The organism is Streptomyces griseus subsp. griseus (genome assembly GCF_000720255.1).
Taxonomy (GTDB): domain Bacteria; phylum Actinomycetota; class Actinomycetes; order Streptomycetales; family Streptomycetaceae; genus Streptomyces; species Streptomyces griseus_I.
In genome coordinates, this window is record NZ_JOJE01000001.1 from 670746 (window position 1) to 684849 (window position 14104).

Consider the following 14104-nt stretch of genomic DNA (forward strand, 5'->3'; position numbering starts at 1 on the left):
GACGACAGACAGCGCACACATCAGCGCAGGTCAGCCCAACACCCCACAGCATCAGTCGACTTGAGCACCCGTTGAAACCAGTTCTAGTTATAGTGGGCAACGGCCGTGGGACGGAGGGCACATGAAGCGCAGCCAGGACCGCGAACACGGGGCAGCGGTGTACGACCACGGAGGCGGGGTCCGCTCCGTCGAAGTGCCCATCCCGGACAACCCGCTCGGCCACACCCTCGTGTACGTCGTCGACACCGATCGCGGGCCGGTGCTGATCGACACCGGCTGGGACGACCCGACGTCCTGGGACACCCTCGCCGAGGGGCTGACGGCGTGCGGCACCTCGGTCGGCGAGATCCACGGGGTCGTCATCACCCACCACCACCCCGACCACCACGGCCTGTCAGGCCGGGTGCGTGAGGTGTCCGGCGCGTGGATCGCGATGCACGCGGCGGACCTGGCGATCGTCCGCAGGACGCGCGAGACCCGGCCCGAGCGCTGGTTCACCTACATGACGGCGAAACTCACGGCTGCCGGGGCGCCGGAGGAGCATGTGGCGCCGCTGCGTACGGCACCCCGCCGCGCCCTGCCCGGCCTCTCCCCCGCCCTGCCGGACCGCGAGATCGTCCCCGGCGAACTCCTCGACCTCCCCGGCCGTCGCCTGCGCGCGATCTGGACGCCGGGCCACACCCCGGGTCACGTGTGCCTCCATCTGGAGGAGGCACACCCCGGCCAACTACCGGGCCACGGGCGCCTGTTCTCCGGCGATCACGTGCTCCCGGAGATCACGCCCCACATCGGCCTCTACGAGGATCCGGACGACGCCACCGTCACCGACCCCCTCGGCGACTACCTCGACTCCCTCGAACGCGTCGGCCGTCTCGCCCCCGCGGAGATCCTCCCCGCCCACCAGCACGCGTTCACGGACGCGGCCGCTCGCGTACGGCAACTCCTCACCCACCACGAGGACCGCCTCACCGACCTCCTCTCCCTCCTGGCCACCCCCCTCACCCCCTGGCAACTCGCCGAACGCATGGAGTGGAACCGGCCCTGGGCCGACATCCCGCACGCCTCCCGCAACATCGCCGTCTCCGAGGCGGAGGCCCACCTGCGCCGCCTGGTGAAACTGGGGCGCGCGGAGGCGGTGGCGGGGAGCGAGCCGGTGACGTACGTGGCGGTGTAATGCGCTCGCCCGGCGGGACGGTCACGCCATGGCCCCCCGCGGGCCCCCGTCCAGATCGGCCACTCCGAGGACGACGCCTCCCACCGCGGCCCGGACGGCACCTGGCCGCTTTCGTCCCGCGCCCTGTTCCTGCCCTTCGGCGGAGAGACGCCCCGCGCCTCCCAGCCGGCTAGGCCATGAACGAGCGGATCAACTCCTCTGCCGCACCCAGCAGTTCCACCTCCGCCCGGCTCATCGTCGGGTTGAGCGCGCGGCGGCGCCGGGCCTCGGTCAGGCCCTCCTCCGTGAGGTCCGACGGGTCGGTGAGGAGGGCCGCCAGCATGGCGCGGGCGGGGTCGGCGTAAGGCTCGTCGGAGAGGGCGACCTGGGCGAGGATGATCGCGGACATGCCCCAGTCGAGCCCTGGTTCACCCCTCTCGGCGGTGCCCCAGTCGATCACGCGGGGGCCGGTGTCGGTGACGATCACGTTCTCGGGGTGCAGGTCCAGGTGGATGACGCGGCCGGGGACGGCGTGCAGCCGGCGCAGAAGTCCGGCGAGGACGGTCCCCGCGTCCTCGGCACTCAGGGCGCCCTCCGCGTACGCCCCCACCATGGTCGGCCCGTCAAGCCGCTCCATCACCAGGTCCGTACGGGAGTCGGACGGCCGTACCCGGGGCACCGGGTAACCGTGTCCACGTACGTACTCCATCAGCGCCCCCTCGGCCGCCGCGTCCCCCCACCCCTCCCGGTCGCGGCGCAGCACCCACGCCTCGTCGATCTCGTACACGTCGGCCGTACGGCCCGAGCCGAGCAGTCTCCCCGTGGTTGGCATGATCCGAACCTACCGGCGAGCACGGGCGGCCCTCAGCCGTCTTCCTACCTGCCGGTAGAGTGGCCCGGTCGTCATCACACCCGTACAGGGGGAAGCCGGTGCAAATCCGGCGCTGACCCGCAACCGTGAGCCGTCCGTCCAGGCCGGCGAGCCGGATCGCCCCGCACGGGACACATGACCGGCTCACACGTGCGTCGGCACCCGCCGCCGCACGGCACCGTCGAGGTCTACGGAGCCGAGCCGCCGGGGTGTCCCGTGCTGCCCGGCCCGCTGGGCACAAGGGAGAGAGGCACCCGCCGCTCATGAACGTCCGCCGCAGCGCCGCGGTCCTGGCCGCCACCACCGTGATCGGCGCCGCCGCACCCGCCGTCGCCGCACCCCCGTCCCCGTCCCCGTCCGTGGCGATACCCTCCGGCCTCTACGGCAGCGCCGACCCGACGTACGACGGTGTCTGGCGCCAGTCCCTCGCTCTGCTCGCCCAGCACACCGTGGAGGTGAAGCCCGCCGCCAAGGCGGTGGACTGGCTGGCCGGACAGCAGTGCGCGAGCGGCGCGTTCGCCGCCTTCCGCGCCGACGCCGCGAAGCCGTGCGACCCCAAGGTCGTGGTCGACACCAACAGCACGGCCGCCGCCGCTCAGGCCCTCGCCGCCCTCGGCGGACACGCCACCGCCGTCGACAAGGCCGTGACCTGGCTGAAGTCCGCCCAGAACACGGACGGCGGCTGGGGCTTCACCCCCGGCGGCCCCAGCGACACCAACTCGACGTCCGTCGCCGTCGGCGCCCTCGTGGCCGCCGGTGAGAAGCCCGCGGAGGTCACCAAGGGCGGCAAGTCGCCGTACGACCTGCTGGCGAAGTGGTCCATCCCCTGCGGCGCGGGCGACGGCGGCGCGCTCGCCTACCAGCCCGACAAGAAGGGCAAGCTGGCGGCCAACGCGGACGCTACGGCCGCCGGTGTCCTCGCCGGCGTCGGCAAGGGTTTCGTGACGACCGCCGGCCAGGCCCCGAAGGACAGCCGCGCCTGCGCCGACTCCGACCGGCAGCTCACCCCCTCGCAGGTCGCGGCCAACGGCGCCTCCTACCTCGCCGAAGCCACCCAGGGCGGCTTCCTGAAGTCCGTGCTCCCCGGCGCCGAGGACCAGCCCGACTACGGCAACACGGCCGACGCGGTCGTCTCCCTCGCCGCGCAGGGGTCGACCGCCGCCGCGCGCAAGCCGTACGCCTGGCTGGAGAAGCACGCCACCGCCTGGGCGAAGCAGAGCGGCCCCGCGGCCTACGCCCAGCTCGTCCTCGCGGCGCACACGCTGGGCACCGACCCACGCGACTTCGGCGGCACGGACCTGGTGAAGCAGCTCAACACGACGGGGCCGGCGCCGGCGAAGTCCGACGACGCCGCTGAGCAGGCTGCCGAGAAGGACGGCGAGAAGGGCTTCGGCGTCTGGTGGACCGTCGGCGTCCTGTTCGTCGCCGGCATCGGCATCGGTTTCCTCCTGAGCGGCCGGAACCGGGGGCGGCAGCCGTGATCCGCCGCGTTGTGCTGCTGATGGCCACGCTGTCGCTGGCCCTGGCGGCCGGCACGGTCCAGGCCCAGGCCGCCGGTTACCGCTACTGGTCCTTCTGGGAACGCGACGGCGACCACTGGACCTACGCCACCCAGGGCCCCTCCACCGCCCGCCCCTCAGACGGCGACGTCCAGGGATTCCGCTTCGCCGTCAGCGCGGACTCCGGCGACGCGACCCGGCCGCGCGGCGAGGCACCCTTCACGGAGATCTGCGCGAAGACGCCGGCGCGGGACGACCGCAAGCGCGTGGCTCTGGTCATCGACTTCGGCACGACCGCGGACGCCCCTTCGGGCGAGACACCGCCCGCCCCGCGGACGGCCTGCGCGGTGGTCCGCACGGACGCGACCACGGCGGAGGCCCTCGCCTCGGTGGCCAAGCCCCTGCGCTACGACACGAACGCCCTGTTGTGCGCGATCGGGGGGTATCCGCGGAAGGGGTGCGGTGAGCAGGTGAGCGGGGCGGTGAAGCCGACGGCGGACGCGAAGAAGTCGCAGGAGGGCGGCGGCCCGTCCGTCGGCCTCCTCGGCGGCGCGGTGGTGGTCGCGGCACTGGCGGGCGCAGCGGTCTGGCAGGCACGCCGCCGTGCGTAGCTTCGGCCGGACCGGCATCTCGACGGAGAGCGGCACCCCGCAAGCGCCGGCCATCGCACCCACCCCCCGACACCAGCGCGCCGCGCAACTCCACCCCGGCGCCTGGTGGCTCTGGTCCCTGTCCCTCGGCACCGCGGCCACCCGCACCACCAACCCCCTCCTCCTCGCTCTCCTCCTCACCACCTCCGCCTACGTCGTCGCCACCCACCGCGCCCCCACCCCCACCGCCCGCTCCTACACCGCCTTCCTCAAGCTCGCCCTCGCCGTTCTCCTCATCCGCCTCCTCTTCGCCGTCGTCCTCGGCTCCCCCGTCCCCGGCACGCAGGTGATCGTCACCCTCCCCGAAGTCCCCCTCCCCCACTGGGCCCAGGGCATCCGCCTCGGCGGCAGGGTCACCGCCGAAGGCCTCCTCTTCGCGCTGTACGACGGACTGAAGCTGGCCACCCTCCTCGTCTGCGTGGGCGCGGCGAACGCCCTCGCCAGTCCCACCCGTCTGCTGAAGTCCCTCCCCGGCGCCCTGTACGAGATGGGCGTGGCCGTCGTCGTCGCCCTCGCCTTCGCCCCGAACCTCATCGCCGACGTGCAACGCCTGCGCGCCGCCCGCCGCTTGCGCGGCCGCCCGGACAGGGGCCTGCGCGGACTGCTCCAAGTGGGCCTCCCCGTCCTGGAGGGCGCCCTGGAGCGCTCGGTCGCGCTCGCCGCCGCGATGGACGCGCGCGGTTACGGCCGCACCGCCGACGTCCCCGCATCCGTCCGCCGTACGACCACCGCCCTGACCCTGGGCGGCCTGCTCGGCGTCTGCGCGGGAACGTACGGTCTGCTCACCGCCGCGGGCGGCACCTACGGCCTGCCCTTCCTGCTCACCGGGCTCGCCGCCGCCCTCGCGGGCCTGCGCCTCGGAGGTCGGCGTTCCCCGCGCACCCGCTACCGTCCGGACGTCTGGAACGTTCGCGCCTGCCTGGTCGCCGCGTCCGGCGTGGCCGTCGCCGCCCTCCTCACCGTCGCCGCCTCCACCGACCCGACGGCCCTGCACCCGAGCACCATCCCCCTGGTCGCGCCCTCCCTTCCCCTGTGGCCCGCCGCGGCGGTCCTCCTCGGCCTCCTCCCCGCCTTCCTCGCCCCCACCCCCACGCCGAAGGAGCCGTCGTGATCCGCTTCCAGGACGTCTCCGTGACGTACGACGGAGCCACCGAACCCACCGTCCGCGGCGTCGACTTCGAAGTGCCGGAGGGTGAACTCGTCCTCCTCGCGGGCCCGTCGGGTGTCGGCAAGTCGACGGTCCTCGGAGCCGTCAGCGGACTCGTCCCGCACTTCACCGGCGGCACCCTGCGCGGTCGCGTCACGGTCGCCGGCCGGGACACCAGCACCCACAAGCCGCGTGAACTGGCCGACGTGGTGGGGACGGTGGGCCAGGACCCGCTGTCGCACTTCGTCACCGACACCGTCGAGGACGAACTCGCCTACGGCATGGAGTCGTTGGGGCTGCCGCCCGCGGTCATGCGGCGCCGCGTCGAGGAAACCCTCGACCTTCTCGGCCTGGCCGATCTCCGGGACCGTCCGATCGCCACCCTCTCCGGTGGCCAGCAGCAGCGCGTCGCGATCGGCTCGGTCCTCACCCCGCACCCCAGGGTCCTCGTCCTCGACGAGCCGACGTCGGCCCTGGACCCGGCGGCCGCGGAGGAGGTCCTTGCGGTCGTCCAGCGCCTGGTGCACGACCTCGGCACGACCGTCCTCATGGCCGAACACCGCCTGGAACGCGTCATCCAGTACGCCGACCAGGTCGCCCTCCTGCCCGGCCCCGGCGAGGCGCCGGTCCTGGGCAGCCCGGCGGAGGTGATGGCCGTGTCACCGGTGTACCCACCCGTCGTGGGCCTCGGCCGCCTCGCGGGCTGGTCCCCGCTGCCGCTGACGGTCCGCGACGCCCGGCGGCGGGCGGGTGGCCTGCGGGAGCGACTCGAGGAACGGCAGGGCGACATCGCCTTCGAGGGGCGCGCGGCTGCGACATCGGCCGGACTCTCCGAGCCGGTGGGCGCCCCGCCCCGTCGCTGGTTCCGACGCGCCCCGAAGGCACAGGACACCCCCCGCTCCCCTGACCCGGCAGAAGTGCGCGCCCTCGCCGTCCGCCGCGCCCGCGTCCAGGCGCTGCGCCACGTCGACCTCACCGTCACCCCCGGCGAGACGGTCGCCCTCATGGGCCGCAACGGCGCCGGGAAGTCCACTCTCCTCAACACACTCGTCGGACTCGTCGAGCCGTCCTCCGGGTCCGTGCGCGTGGGCGGCGCCGTCCCCCACCGCACCGCGCCCCGCGACCTCGTCCGCCGCGTCGGCCTCGCCCCGCAGGAACCACGCGACCTGCTGTACGCCGACACGGTCGCCGCCGAGTGCACGGCGGCCGACCGGGACGCGGGCGCCGACCCCGGCACGTGCCGGGCGCTCGTCTCGGACCTGCTCCCCGGCATCACCGACGGCACCCACCCGCGCGACCTCTCCGAGGGCCAGCGCCTCGCGCTCGCGCTGGCCGTGGTCCTCACCGCGCGCCCGCCCCTCCTCCTCCTGGACGAGCCGACCCGGGGCCTGGACTACGCGGCCAAGTCCCGCCTGGTGACCGTCCTGCGCGAGCTCGCCGCCGCAGGTCACGCCATCGTCCTGGCCACGCACGACGTCGAACTCGCCGCCGAGCTCGCCCACCGGGTCGTCCTCCTGGCCGACGGCGAGGTGATCGCCGACGGCCCGACAGCGGAGGTCGTCGTCTCCTCCCCCTCCTTCGCGCCCCAGGTGACGAAGATCCTGGCCCCGCAGCAGTGGCTCACGGTCGCGCAGGTACGGAGGGCTCTCGCATGAGCCCTGAACCTGTACGTCGTCCTGACCCTGTACGTCCTGACCCTGTACGTCCTGACCCTGCGCGGCCTGACCCTGTGAACTCTCCCCCCGCACTTCCGACCCGCGCCACCGACCCCCAGGCCCGTGCCGTCCGTCTCGGACCCCGGTCGCTCGCCGCCCTCGTCCTGGTCAGCACGGTCGGGGTCGTCGCGTTCGGCTGGCCCTTTCTCGCGCCGCCCGCCTCGCAGCTCACCGCGCACGCGCAGGACGCGCCATGGCTTTTCGCGGGTCTGCTGGTCCTGCTGGTCGCGGTCGTCGGGGCGACGATCTCCGAGTCGGGGCTGGGAGCGAAGGCGGTGGCCATGCTCGGTGTGCTGGCGGCGACGGGGGCGGCCCTGCGTCCGATCGGCGCGGGCACGGCCGGCATCGAGCCGATGTTCTTCCTGATGGTGCTCAGCGGCCGGGTCCTCGGCCCCGGCTTCGGCTTCGTGCTCGGCTCGGTCACGATGTTCGCGTCCGCCCTGCTCACGGGCGGGGTGGGCCCGTGGATGCCGTTCCAGATGCTGTCGATGGGCTGGTTCACCATGGGCGCGGGCCTGCTGCCGGGCGTGGACCGCCTGCGCGGCCGGGCCGAGCTGCTGCTGCTCGCCGGGTACGGCTTCCTGGCCGCCTTCGCCTACGGCACGGCCATGAACATGCAGGGCTGGCCCTTCATGGACCGCAACGCCTCGTCCATCGCGTTCGACCCGGACGCCACGGTCGCCGCGAACGTGGCCCGTTTCGTCGCGTACTGCCTGGCCACGTCCCTCGGCTGGGACCTGGGCCGGGCGGTCGTGACCGTCGTGCTGACCCTCACCCTCGGCCCGGCGGTTCTGAGGGCGCTGCGCCGCGCCACCCGTCGGGCGGCCTTCGAGACCCAGGTCACTTTCGAGGCCCCCAGGCCGTGAACCGGCCCACATGACGCAGCTCACCTACGAGCCGGGGCCGTACCCGCGACAGCCTGTCATGCACGCGGACCAAGCCCCTCCGACCTGCGTATTGAGAGCCAGGTCACAAAACTGGGCGTCCGCCCGGATGCGGCCACGACTAGTAAAAGCGGTCATTGCGGACATCTTTCGAGCCTGCTTCTGTGGATGACGTCGCACGGCGCCGACAAGCCCACGGGCCTCGGCGCCGACGCATGTCCGTGACACCCCCGGTGTCCGCGACGCCCCCCGTCCCCGAAGAAACAGGTTCTCCGTGTCCGTCGCTTTCATCCGCCGCGTCGCTTCCCCCAAGAAGGCCCTCACCACCGCCGCCGTGGCCGCCGCCACCGCCGGTATGGCCCTGACCGCGGCGCCCGCTCACGCGGCCACCACGGCCTCGGCCTCCGAGGCCCGGGCGGTCGCGCACCAGATGATCCCCGACGCCGCGCAGTACAACGCCTTCTCCAGGATCGTCCAGCACGAGAGCGGCTGGAACGTCAACGCCACCAACGCCTCCTCCGGCGCCTACGGCCTGGTCCAGGCCCTGCCGGGCTCCAAGATGGCCTCGGCCGGTTCCGACTGGAAGACCAACGCCAAGACGCAGATCAAGTGGGGCCTGGACTACATGAAGTCCCGCTACGGCAGCCCGGTCGGCGCCTGGAACTTCTGGCAGGCCAACGGCTGGTACTGAGCCGGCCGAGCCTCCCCCGCACGTGAAGGCGGCGGCCCTCAATCCCCCGGGGCCGCCGCCTTCACTCATGTCACGGGTCATGTCGTGACCCGCAGCTCCTTCACCCCGTTGATCCACGCGGACCGCAGCCTGCGCGGATCACTCACCAGCCGCAGCCCGGGCATCGCGTCCGCGATCGCGTTGAAGATGAGGTCGATCTCGAGGACGGCGAGGGACTTGCCGAGGCAGTAGTGGGGCCCGCCGCCACCGAACCCCAGGTGGGGATTGGGGTCTCGGGTGATGTCGAAGGCGTCCGGGTTCTCGAAGACGTCGGGATCGTGGTTGGCCGAGGCGTAGAAGATCCCGACCCGGTCCCCCTTCCTGATCCGCTTTCCCCCGAGCTCGGTGTCCTGGGTCGCCGTCCGCTGGAAGGAGACCACGGGCGTCGCCCACCGCACGATCTCCTCGGCGGCGGTCGAGGGCCGCTCCCGCTTGTAGAGCTCCCACTGCTCGGGGTGGGTGAGGAAGGCGTGCATCCCGTGGGTGATGGCGTTACGGGTGGTCTCGTTGCCCGCCACGGCCAGCATCAGCACGAAGAACCCGAACTCGTCGGAACGGAGGCTGCCCTCGTCCTCGGCGGTCACCAGCGTGCTGACGATGTCCTTGGCCGGGCACTGCTTGCGGTCGGCGGCCATGTTCATGGCGTAGGCGATGAGCTCGGTGGCCGACTCCCGGCCGACCTCCTCGGTGATCGCGTACTCCGGGTCGTCGTACGCGATCATCTTGTTGGACCAGTCGAAGATCTTGGCCCGGTCGTCCTGAGGGATCCCGATCAGCTCGGCGATGGCCTGGAGGGGCAGCTCACAGGCGACGGACGTGACGAAGTCGAAGTCGCCGGACTGCGCCCGGGCCCCCGCGACGATGTCGTGCGCCCTCTGCCGCAGCCGCTCCCCCAGCGCCCGGATGGCCCTCGGCGTGAACACGCGCTGCACGATCTGCCGTACCCGGGTGTGCTCGGGCGGGTCCATGTTCAGCAGGATCAGCCGCTGGGCGTCGATCGCGTCGCGTTCGATGTGCTCGTTGAAGCGGATGATCGCGGTGTTGAGGGACGACGAGAAGATCTCCGGGTGCGTGGAGACGTACTTGACGTCCGCGTGCCGGGTCACGGCCCAGTAGCCCTCGTCCTCGAAGCCGGCCACGTTCCCCGACTGCGGGATCCAGCGGACCGGCTCGGCCCGGCGCAGTTCGGCGAATTCCGGGAGAGGCACACGGTGGTGCAGCAGGTCGGGGTCGGTGAAGTCGAACCCGTCGGGCAGCGCTGGACAGGGCATGGGCAGCTCCAGCCATCTGACGGTCCATCAGAAACAGGGGTGCGGTGAAGGTAGTTCAGGAGCCTGAAGCCTGCAAGACCCTTGCGGTGACGCACATCACGTCCGCAGACTGCTCCACAGAGAACTAGAACACGTACTAGTTCCACCCTCATGCTCGGGTACGTTCGGAGGAGAGGACCCGCACCCATGGCCGCCGAACCCGTCATCGTAGAAGCCGTCCGCACCCCCATCGGCAAGCGCGGCGGCGCGCTCGCCAACCTGCACCCCGCCTACCTGCTGGGCGAGACCTACCGCGAACTCCTCGGCCGTACCGGCATCCCCGCCGACTGCGTCGAGCAGATCGTCGGCGGCACGGTGACCCACGCCGGCGAACAGTCCATGAACCCCGCCCGAACGGCCTGGCTGACCATGGGCCTGCCCTACGAGACGGCCGCGACGACGGTCGACGCCCAGTGCGGCTCCTCCCAGCAGGCGTCCCACATGACGGCCAACATGATCGCGGCGGGCGTCATCGACGTCGGCATCAGCTGCGGCGTCGAGTCGATGTCACGCGTCCCGCTGGGCTCCGGCTCCAAGCACGGCCCGGGAAAGCCGTTCCCGGAGGAGTGGAACGTGGACCTCCCGAACCAGTTCGAGGCGGCGGAACGCATCGCACGCCACCGGCGCCTGACGCGGGAGAACGTCGACACGCTCGGGCTGCTCTCCCAGGAGCGTGCCGCCAACGCCTGGTCCGAGGAACGCTTCAAGCGGGAGACCTTCGCGGTCCAGGTCCCGACAACGGAGGAGGAACAGGCCTCCGGCCAGGGCATGTGGCGCCTGGTGGACCGCGACGAGGGGCTCCGCGACACGACGATGGAGGCGCTGTCCGGCCTCAAGGCGATCATGCCGTCGGCGGTGCATACGGCGGGCAACTCGTCCCAGATCTCCGACGGCGCGGCGGCGATCATGTGGGCGTCCAAGCGGATGGCACGCGCCCTGAAACTCAAGCCGAGGGCACGGATCGTCGCGCAGGCCCTGGTCGGCGCCGACCCCCACTTCCACCTCGACGGCCCGATCGACGCGACGCGCGCTGTGCTGGGCAAGGCGGGGATGTCCCTCAAGGACATCGACCTGGTCGAGATCAACGAGGCTTTCGCGTCGGTGGTGCTGAGCTGGGCTCAGGTCTTCGAGCAGGACCTGACGAAGGTCAACGTCAACGGGGGCGCGATCGCGCTCGGGCACCCGGTGGGGGCAACGGGCGCCCGCCTCATCACGACGGCCCTCCATGAACTGGAGCGGACGGACAAGGAGTTCGCGCTGGTGACGATGTGTGCGGGGGGTGGGTTGGCTACAGGGACGATTATTCAGCGGATGTAGTCCAGAGTCGCGTACGGCTACGGCGGCGCAGGAGGTGTCGGCGATCTCGACGCAGTTGCCGCCCTGGTCGCTGCTGTAGCCGGACTTACGCCCGGTTCGAGTGCCTTGACCTCAACCACGGTTGACGTCTCAGACTGATCGGCATGAACACCGAGACCGAAGACATCAAGGCGATCGAAGAGGTCGTGGCCACGGTCGAGCGCACGCAGCGCGCCCGGGACGCGGAAGGGTTCCTCGCCCTGTTCCATCCCGAGGCCCTCTGGACGACCGCGCACGGCAAGGTCCTCATCGGCTTCGAGGCGATCGCCGAGTTCACCCGTGCCGTGCTGCCCGGAGCGGTCATGGACGGTGAGGTCACCTACGAGGTGGTGCACACGCGGTTCCTGAGACCTGACGTGGCGGCCGTGAAGGTCAGGCAGGTGTACCACTCGCCGGAGGGCGACACCGAGGGCGCTCCCCTCTACGTCATGACCAAGGACACCGACGGGAGATGGCTGCTGCACGCCTGCCAGAACACGCAGGTGCGGTCGGCCGAGAAGTGACAATGGGGCTACCCGCTCCGTGAGTTGAGTACGACTGCTCATGCCTGTCACCACCGGCTGCGGCACCCTCTCACCATGGCCGACACCCTTCCCGCTCCAGCACGCCGGCGTCCCTGGTCGCACCCAACACGCCCGGGCGTGGACCTCGCCCTCGCGATCTCGCTGTTCGTGCTGGAGGTCGGGTGGCTCGCGCTGGACTGGGTGTACGGCTACGGCCTGGAGGTCTGGGCAGCGCAGAGCGACCAAGCACGGATCGACGCGGCCGACCTCGCGCACATGGGGCGGGTACGGGGGCTGTTGATCGCCGTCGTCGTCCTGGCGGTTCTCGCGGCGATCTTCCGTGCCCCCCGGACGGTGATCGCACATGTGCTGGTGGCCCTCCTGGTAGGCGGATCGCTGACGGCCGCCCAGCACGAGTGGGACCACAGCCACACCCCGCCCGGATGCGTCCACTACAGCGCGGGCTGCTGAGACCGCCGCCCGCGCCTCCCCCGCGTCAGTACGGCATCAGCAGAACTCCTCCACGTACAGCAGGACACGACCATCCTCGGAGCGGAAGTCGTACGCCTGGTACCTCCCCGACTCGGGTGTGACCAGCCCGTCCTTCTTGATCAGAGCCCATGCCTCGTCGCGCCCGTCGGTCGGCACGGGCCGCGGCACCTCCCCGGCACTCTCACCGCTGATCATCTCGTCCGCGCCGCTCACCAGCCGCCTGGCCAGTCGAACGTCCAGCGGCCCCCTGCTCTTCGTCCACAGACAGCCCTGTGGGTCGACGAGTTCTCCCGCGCTCGCAGGTGAGAGCCGACCGGTGGCCGGATCGGACGCCTCCCCAGGCTCCAGGGAGGCCATCACCTCGGCGAAACTCTTGTCGGGCGCTCGCTTCCTCGGCATGCGCCCAGCCCGGCAGCTGCCACCGCCCGCCCGCGACGGAGCCGTCCTGTCGGGCGTGCCGGGCCGGGTCCGGGTGGCGTACGGGATTACCGTCGGCCGCATGGACAGTGATCGTCGCGGATGGCTGCCGTGTCTGCTCGGCGGGGCCGTGTTCGTCGTGTGCATGGCCGGTACCACGCTGCCCACTCCCCTCTATCCCCTCTACCAGGAGAAGTTCGGCTTCTCCGAGCTGACCGTCACCGTCGTGTACGCCGTGTACGCCTTCGGGGTCATCGGCGTACTGCTCCTCGCGGGCAGCGCCTCGGACTCCGTCGGCAGGCGCCCGGTGCTGATGTGGGGTCTGGGGTTCGCGGCCGTGAGTGCCGTGTGCTTCCTGTGTGCCACGTCGCTGGGCTGGCTGTACGCGGGCCGTCTGCTGTCGGGGCTGTCCGCCGGTCTGTTCACCGGGGCCGCCACGGCGTACGTGATGGAGCTGGCGCCGCCCGGCGGCACCTCCCGGGCCACGTTGGTCGCCACCGCCGCCAACATGGGCGGGCTGGGCTGCGGTCCCCTGCTCGCCGGACTGCTCGCCCAGTACGCTCCCTGGCCCCTGTACCTGCCGTTCGTCGTGCACCTCGCCCTGGTGGCCTGCTCGGCCGCGGTCCTGCTGCGGCTTCCGGAGACCGTACGGGAGCGGCGGCCGCTGAACACCGTACGACCGCAACGTCCCGGCCTGCCCACAGAGGTGCGGGCGGTGTTCACAGCGGCGGCTACCGCCTCCTTCGTGGGCTTCGCCCTGTTCGGGGTCTTCACGTCGGTCAGCCCGGCGTTCCTCGCGGAGTCCCTGGACGTGCACAACCACGCCGTGAGCGGACTCGTCGTCGCGCTGGCCTTCTTCGCGTCGACCGCCGGTCAACTGGCCGTCGGCCGGGTCGGCGTCGGCCGCTCACTGCCCCTGGGCTGCGCCGCCCTCCTCGCCGGGCTGGCCCTGCTCGCAGGCGCCCTGCGCTGGGACTTGCTCCCGCTGGTGGTACTGAGCGCGATCGTCGGCGGGGCAGGGCAGGGGCTGTCCTTCCGCGCGGCGCTCTCCGCCGTGGCCGGGGCGTCCCCGGCGGACCGGCGCGCGGCCGTCATCTCGACGCTGTTCGTGGTGGCGTACACCGGCATCTCGGTCCCGGTGATCGGCGTGGGCGTCCTGTCCGACCTGATCGGCCTGGAGGACGCGGGCCTCGTCTTCATCGCCTGCATGGCCGTCCTGGTCTCCACCGCGGCCGTCTACCTGCTCCGCCGCCCGGTACCCGCGAGGACGTGACCCCCCGCGCGCCTGCCGCCTCCAGGAGGGCGTCCGGTTCGAATGCGGGACCCGCCTCCGCGCATCTAGAGTGAAGCGAGTGGACCTTGCTGGGGCTCGGGGGG

14 protein-coding genes, 1 pseudogene and 1 riboswitch are annotated in these 14104 nt (G+C 72.0%); of the genes and pseudogenes, 11 read left to right on the forward strand and 4 right to left on the reverse strand.

Annotation, left to right across the window (positions count from 1 at the left end):
• Positions 1 to 121 precede the first annotated feature (121 nt).
• Positions 122 to 1174: an MBL fold metallo-hydrolase gene (locus tag IG99_RS03090; RefSeq protein WP_037669363.1), complete on the forward strand. Its 1053-nt coding sequence runs from the start codon at positions 122 to 124 to the stop codon at positions 1172 to 1174.
• Between the two features lie 169 nt (positions 1175 to 1343).
• Here the strand turns inward: IG99_RS03090 and IG99_RS03095 are convergent, their stop codons facing one another.
• Positions 1344 to 1985, reverse strand: a complete 642-nt coding sequence (locus IG99_RS03095; protein ID WP_037669365.1) for a phosphotransferase — start codon at positions 1983 to 1985, stop codon at positions 1344 to 1346.
• Positions 1986 to 2034: 49 nt separating this feature from the next.
• A riboswitch (cobalamin riboswitch) is annotated at positions 2035 to 2168 on the forward strand.
• 119 nt (positions 2169 to 2287) lie between these two features.
• On the opposite strand from IG99_RS03095, the gene IG99_RS03100 reads away from it, so the two are divergent.
• The 6 genes from IG99_RS03100 (at position 2288) to IG99_RS03125 (ending at position 8610) form a co-directional block, all read left to right on the forward strand.
• Positions 2288 to 3505: a prenyltransferase/squalene oxidase repeat-containing protein gene (locus IG99_RS03100; protein ID WP_037669366.1), complete on the forward strand. Its 1218-nt coding sequence runs from the start codon at positions 2288 to 2290 to the stop codon at positions 3503 to 3505.
• On the forward strand, positions 3502 to 4134 hold the full coding sequence (locus tag IG99_RS03105) for an SCO2322 family protein (RefSeq protein WP_037669368.1): 633 nt from the start codon (positions 3502 to 3504) through the stop codon (positions 4132 to 4134). The genes IG99_RS03100 and IG99_RS03105 overlap by 4 nt, the downstream gene beginning before the upstream one ends.
• Positions 4135 to 4186: 52 nt before the next feature.
• A complete protein-coding gene (locus IG99_RS03110; RefSeq protein ID WP_234311743.1) occupies positions 4187 to 5284 on the forward strand; it encodes a CbiQ family ECF transporter T component in 1098 nt (365 codons plus the stop codon).
• Complete coding sequence (locus tag IG99_RS03115; RefSeq protein WP_037669370.1) at positions 5281 to 6975, forward strand: ABC transporter ATP-binding protein; 1695 nt, start codon at positions 5281 to 5283, stop codon at positions 6973 to 6975. Before IG99_RS03110 ends, IG99_RS03115 begins: the two co-directional genes overlap by 4 nt.
• A gap of 74 nt (positions 6976 to 7049) precedes the next feature.
• Positions 7050 to 7901, forward strand: a complete 852-nt coding sequence (locus IG99_RS03120) for an ECF transporter S component (RefSeq protein WP_037669372.1) — start codon at positions 7050 to 7052, stop codon at positions 7899 to 7901.
• Between the two features lie 292 nt (positions 7902 to 8193).
• Positions 8194 to 8610 carry an aggregation-promoting factor C-terminal-like domain-containing protein gene (locus IG99_RS03125; protein WP_037669373.1) on the forward strand — a complete coding sequence of 139 codons (417 nt, stop codon included), beginning with the start codon at positions 8194 to 8196 and terminating at the stop codon, positions 8608 to 8610.
• 77 nt (positions 8611 to 8687) lie between these two features.
• Here the strand turns inward: IG99_RS03125 and IG99_RS03130 are convergent, their stop codons facing one another.
• Positions 8688 to 9920 (reverse strand): cytochrome P450, encoded by a 1233-nt coding sequence (locus IG99_RS03130; RefSeq protein WP_037669375.1) that lies wholly within the window; start codon positions 9918 to 9920, stop codon positions 8688 to 8690.
• 186 nt (positions 9921 to 10106) lie between these two features.
• On the opposite strand from IG99_RS03130, the gene IG99_RS03135 reads away from it, so the two are divergent.
• Positions 10107 to 11276, forward strand: coding sequence for a steroid 3-ketoacyl-CoA thiolase (locus tag IG99_RS03135; RefSeq protein ID WP_037669377.1), 1170 nt, complete (start codon positions 10107 to 10109; stop codon positions 11274 to 11276).
• 15 nt (positions 11277 to 11291) lie between these two features.
• Here the strand turns inward: IG99_RS03135 and IG99_RS51335 are convergent.
• Positions 11292 to 11354 (reverse strand): annotated as a pseudogene (locus IG99_RS51335) (DUF397 domain-containing protein); the annotation flags it as partial.
• A 65-nt stretch (positions 11355 to 11419) separates the two neighbouring features.
• Between IG99_RS51335 and IG99_RS03140 the strand changes: the two are divergent.
• On the forward strand, positions 11420 to 11818 hold the full coding sequence (locus IG99_RS03140; protein WP_037669379.1) for an SgcJ/EcaC family oxidoreductase: 399 nt from the start codon (positions 11420 to 11422) through the stop codon (positions 11816 to 11818).
• 75 nt (positions 11819 to 11893) lie between these two features.
• Positions 11894 to 12289 carry a DUF6234 family protein gene (locus tag IG99_RS03145; RefSeq protein WP_234311736.1) on the forward strand — a complete coding sequence of 132 codons (396 nt, stop codon included), beginning with the start codon at positions 11894 to 11896 and terminating at the stop codon, positions 12287 to 12289.
• Between the two features lie 36 nt (positions 12290 to 12325).
• Here IG99_RS03145 and IG99_RS03150 read toward each other — a convergent pair whose 3' ends face one another.
• Positions 12326 to 12709, reverse strand: a complete 384-nt coding sequence (locus tag IG99_RS03150) for a hypothetical protein (RefSeq protein WP_158973116.1) — start codon at positions 12707 to 12709, stop codon at positions 12326 to 12328.
• Between the two features lie 100 nt (positions 12710 to 12809).
• Between IG99_RS03150 and IG99_RS03155 the strand changes: the two genes are divergently transcribed.
• On the forward strand, positions 12810 to 14000 hold the full coding sequence (locus IG99_RS03155) for an MFS transporter (protein ID WP_037669658.1): 1191 nt from the start codon (positions 12810 to 12812) through the stop codon (positions 13998 to 14000).
• Positions 14001 to 14104 lie beyond the last annotated feature (104 nt).